General features: G+C 69.5%; 4 protein-coding genes. 2 read left to right on the top strand and 2 right to left on the bottom strand.

Going from position 1 to position 5,038, the window contains the following annotated elements:
- A partial coding sequence (locus K0M70_RS08425) for a prolyl oligopeptidase family serine peptidase (protein ID WP_290781356.1) occupies positions 1–869 on the top strand: 869 nt, incomplete at its 5' end.
- 6 nt (positions 870–875) lie between these two features.
- Here K0M70_RS08425 and K0M70_RS08420 read toward each other — a convergent pair.
- Positions 876–1,829: a pteridine-dependent deoxygenase gene (locus tag K0M70_RS08420; protein WP_290781355.1), complete on the bottom strand. Its 954-nt coding sequence runs from the start codon at positions 1,827–1,829 to the stop codon at positions 876–878.
- Between the two features lie 67 nt (positions 1,830–1,896).
- Between K0M70_RS08420 and hemF the strand changes: the two genes are divergently transcribed.
- The gene (hemF, locus tag K0M70_RS08415; protein WP_290781354.1) at positions 1,897–2,793 is read left to right on the top strand and encodes an oxygen-dependent coproporphyrinogen oxidase; all 897 of its coding nucleotides are present in this window, start codon (positions 1,897–1,899) and stop codon (positions 2,791–2,793) included.
- Positions 2,794–3,045: 252 nt separating this feature from the next.
- On the opposite strand, the gene polA is transcribed toward hemF, so the two are convergent.
- Positions 3,046–5,038: DNA polymerase I (gene polA / locus K0M70_RS08410; RefSeq protein ID WP_290781353.1), on the bottom strand; the 1,993-nt coding region annotated here is incomplete at its 5' end.

The following is a 5,038-nucleotide window of genomic DNA, read 5'->3' as shown; positions in this document are numbered from 1 at the left end:
GGGGGGGGGGGGGGGGGCGGCGGGGCGCGCCCCCCGCGGCGGTGAAGCTCACCGACACCCGCAGCGCCGACTTCAAGTCGCGCACGTGGCTGGCGCCACAGACGGTGCGCGTGCCGTCGAAGCACGGCGCTGGCGAGGTGTGGGCGAAGCTTTACCGCCCCGCCACGCTCGAGGCCGGCAAGCAGTATCCGGTGGTGATGTTCGTGCATGGCGCCGGCTACCTGCAGAACGTCAGCGAACGCTACCCGGCTTATTTCCGCGAACAGATGTTCCACCAGCTGCTGGTCGAGCGCGGCTTCTTCGTGCTGGACATGGACTACCGCGCGTCGGAAGGTTACGGCCGCGACTGGCGCACCGCCATCTACCGTCAGATGGGCCACCCCGAGCTCGAGGACTACCTGGACGGCATCGACTACCTGGTGGCCAACCACCAGGGCGACCGTGCCAGGGTCGGCATCTACGGCGGCAGCTATGGCGGCTTCATGAGCTTCATGGCGATGTTCCGGGCGCCCGAGGCGTTCGTTGCCGGCGCCGCGCTGCGGCCGGTCACCGACTGGACCAGCTACAACCACGAATACACGTCCAACATCCTCAACACGCCCGAGCTCGACCCCGAGGCCTATGCCAAGTCGTCGCCGATCGAGTACGCCCAGAACCTGCGCGGCCACCTGCTGATCAGCCACGGCATGATCGACGACAACGTGTTCTACCAGGACTCGGTGCGGCTGGCGCAGCGCCTGATCGAACTGAAGAAGGACCACTGGGAGCTGGCCAGCTACCCGCTGGAGCGCCATGCCTACCAGCATCCGGAAAGCTGGTACGACCAGTACCGGCGCATCCTGCAGCTGTTCGAGCGCACGCTGCAGTAAGGCGACTCAACCCGCCGCGAACACGCCCTCGAGTTCGACGTCGAGTTCGCGGCGGCAGATGTCGCCGCGCAGGTAGGTGATGCAGGCGGGCGGAATGCCGCTGCCCGACATCACCGCCTGGGCGGCCGCCAGGTCGGCCTCGCTGCGCAGGTAAACGCGCATCGCCTCGCAGCCTGCGCGCTGGAAGGGCTTGCCGGTTTTCTCCGCGGCCTGGGCGATCAGCTCGTCCAGGTTGGCCAGCGATTCCCGGAGCTGCGCGGCGCAGTCGCCCAGGTGCTGCGACACGTGGCCGACGATGCTGGCCGTGCCCGACGCCAGCAGCCGCGGCGTGTCCGTATCCGTGTCGAGCAGTGCGCCGCGCGAGAAGCCGGGCGACACCGGGCCGTGTTCGCGCGGGTACTGCCAGGCGGGGGTCTGACGGGGGTTCTCGATGGCCACGGCGGGCGTGCGCGAGCACAGCGCCACCACCTGCAGCCGGCCCGGCTCGCCGTCGGCGCCGATGGCGGTGGCGGCCGGCGGTGGGTCGTTGAACATGCCGTCCACGGCGCGGGCGCGGCCGACGCAGAAGCGGCGGTAGCGCTCCTGGTCGCCTTCTCCCCGGTTGATGGCCGGGAAGTAGTTCCAGATGCGCAGCAGGTAGGGATGTTCCGAAGGCCGCACGGCCACCAGCAGGCGCTCGTAGGCCTGGGCGGCGGCGGTTTCAATGTCGCCGTGCACTTCGTCCACCACCAGGGCGACCATGGCGTAGTGCTCGCCGTGCGCCAGGGCAGCGCCCCGGGTCTCGGCCGATTCACCAACGGCGCCGGCCAGCCAGCTTTCGCCGTCCGGGCCCGCGAGCCGGGCACAGCCCACCGACAGCGGCGAGGCCTCGTCGGGCCGGAACTGGAAGGCGATCAGGGCCTGGTCGCGTGTTTCGGGCACGACGCGCAGGCGGGCGGGGGAAAGGGGCTGGGGATCCATTGCTGGGGCGATTATAGCCGGCGGCCCGGGCGGCTATCATGCGGGCCTGCCCCCAACGCGCCCCGACATGACCGACTTCGCCGCCGTCCACGCCTATCTCCAGTCCCTGCAGGACCGCCTTTGCGCCGGCTTCGAGGCAGTGGACGGTGGCCGTTTCGCGCAGGACGAGTGGCAGCGCCCCGAAGGCGGCGGTGGTCGTTCGCGCGTGCTCAAGGACGGCGCGGTGTTCGAACAGGCCGGCGTGGGCTTCTCGGACGTCTCGGGCGCCACCCTGCCCCCTTCGGCCACCGCGCACCGGCCCGAGCTGGCTGGCGCGCCGTGGCGGGCGGTGGGCGTGTCGCTGGTGATCCACCCGCGCAACCCGCACGTGCCCACCTCGCACGCCAACGTGCGCTACTTCGAGGCGCGACCCGAGGGCCGCGACCCGATCTGGTGGTTCGGCGGCGGTTTCGACCTGCCCCCCGTCTATCCCGTGGACGAAGACGTGCGGCATTGGCACCTAACAGCGCGCGAAGCCTGCGCGCCCTTCGGAGACACGCGCTACGCCGAGCACAAGGCCTGGTGCGACAAGTATTTCTTCCTCAAGCACCGTGACGAAGCCCGCGGCGTGGGCGGGCTGTTCTACGACGACCTGCACGCCGACGGTTTCGAGCGCAGCTTCGCCTACACGCGCGCCGTGGGCGACGCCTTCCTGGACGCCTACCTGCCCATCGTGCAGCGCCGCAAGGACACGCCCTACGGCGAGCGCGAGCGCGAGTTCCAGCTCTACCGCCGCGGCCGCTACGTCGAATTCAACCTGGTGTGGGACCGCGGCACCCTGTTCGGCCTGCAGAGCGGCGGCCGCACCGAATCCATCCTGATGAGCCTGCCCCCGCGCGTGCGCTTCGAATACGCCTGGACCCCCGAGACCGGCAGCCCAGAGGCGCGCCAGGCAGACTACCTCGTAACCCGCGACAGGCTGTAAAAATAAAAACCCCGCGGGCCAGGGGAAGCCCGCGGGGTCAGGTGGAGCCTAAGGCTGGGGAGAGCCCGGCTCCGGGTTGGATCCACTCAGGGGAGGGAGTGATCCTGCGTCGGACCTTGCATCCGACACGGCTAGTAGACACCCCGGACAATGAGAAGTTCGTGAACGCGGTGGTTAATTAATTGTTGGATTCAGGACGCGTTCATTCGCTGGCAACCGCCTGATAAGCAACGTGATTCAGGTCACATGAAATCAGTGCGCCTGGTCCCAGTTCAGGCCCGTGCCCACGTCCACCACCAGCGCCACCTTCAGCTCGGCCGCCGACTCCATGCGGGCCCTCACCTGGGCCACCAGTTCGTCCACGAAGTCCGCGTCGGCCTCGAACACCAGTTCATCGTGCACCTGCATCAGCAGGGCGGCCCGGTCGGCGTGCCCGGCCAACCAGCGGTGCACGGTCACCATGGCGCGCTTGATGATGTCGGCGGCGGTGCCCTGCATCGGCGCGTTGATCGCGGCGCGCTCGGCGCCGGCGCGCTGGGCCTGGTTGCGCGAGTGGATTTCGTTGAGCTGCAGGCGGCGGCCGAACACGGTTTCGACGTAGCCATGGTCGCGGGCCTGCTGGCGGGCGCTGTCCATGTATTCGCGCACGCCCGGATAGCGGTTGAAGTACAGCGCGATGTAGTCCTGCGCCTCGCCGCGGCCGATGCCCAGCTGCTTGGCCAGGCCGAAGGCGCTCATGCCGTACATCAGGCCGAAGTTGATGGCCTTGGCGGCGCGGCGCTGGTCGCCCGACCCCTGGTCCAGCGGCACGCCGGACACTTCGGCGGCGGTGGCGCGGTGCACGTCCAGGCCACCTTCGAAGGCGCCCACCAGGCCGGGATCGCCCGAGAGGTGGGCCATGATGCGCAGCTCGATCTGCGAATAGTCGCAGGCCACGATGCGGCGCCCCGGCGGCGCGATGAAGGCGGTGCGGATGCGGCGGCCGTCCTCGCTGCGGATCGGGATGTTCTGCAGGTTGGGGTCGTTCGAACTCAGGCGCCCCGTGGCGGCGCCGGCCTGGTGGTAGCTGGTGTGCACGCGGCCGGTTTCAGGGTTCACCATCTCGGGCAGCTTGTCGGTGTAGGTGTTGCGCAGCTTGGCCAGGCCGCGGTAGTCCAGGATCAGGCGCGGCAGCTCGTGCTGGTCGGCGATCGCTTCAAGCGCCTCTTCGTTGGTGGACGGTGCGCCGCCGGGCGTCTTCACCATGGCCGGCAGCTTCAGCTCTTCGAACAGCAGCGCTCCGAGCTGCTTGGGCGAATCCAGGTTGAAGGCGCGGCCGGCAATCTCGTGCGCGCGCTGCTGCGCGGCCAGCATGCGGGTGGACAGGTCGGCGCTTTGGCGGCGCAGTTCGGCCGAGTCCACCAGCACGCCGGTGGCCTCCATCTTCTCGAGCACCGCCACCAGCGGCATCTCGATCTCGCGATACACCTTCTCCAGCGAAGCCACGGCCGCCAGCTTGGCGGACAGCACCTGGTGGAGGCGCAGGGTGACGTCGGCGTCTTCGGCGGCGTACCGGGTGGCGTCGTCCAGCGCGACCTGGGAGAACAGAATCTGCTTGGCGCCCTTGCCCGCCACCTGTTCGTACTTGATGGTGGTGTAGCCCAGGTACTTCTGCGCCAGCGTGTCCATGTCGTGGCGCTGGCCGCCGGCGTTGAACACGAAGCTTTCGAGCATCGTGTCCTGGGCGTAGCCCTGCACCACCACGCCGTGCCGGCGCAGGATGTGCAGGTCGTATTTGCCGTGCTGGCCCAGCTTGGGCTTGCCGGCATCTTCGAACATCGGCCGCAGGGCCTCGAGCACCGCGACTCGGTCCAGCTGCGCCGGCGCGCCCGGGTAATCGTGCGCCACCGGGATGTAGCAGGCCTTGCCCGGCTCCACTGCGAAACTCAGGCCCACCAGGTTGGCGCGCATCGGGTCGAGCGAATCGGTTTCGGTGTCGAACGACACCAGCGGCGCGGACTGCAGCTGGACTATCCACGCCTGCAGGCGGGCCATGTCCAGCACGCACTCGTATTCACCCGGGGCAGCCAGCGCGGGATCCAGCGGGGCTTCGTCGGCGGCCGCAGGCGCGGCGGCGCGCGGCCCCGCGCCCGCCCCCCCCGGGGGGGCCAACAACACACCCCCCCCCCCCCCCCAACCCCACCAACCCGATAGAAATCCCCCCCCCGCACCCACCCCCCCCCCCACCAGTAGTTGGGGGGGGGGC

This window comes from Arenimonas sp. (assembly GCF_019459675.1).
Lineage (GTDB): Bacteria > Pseudomonadota > Gammaproteobacteria > Xanthomonadales > Xanthomonadaceae > Arenimonas.
The sequence above is the reverse complement of the archived record's forward strand: the minus strand, read 5'-3'. Positions and strand labels throughout refer to the sequence as shown.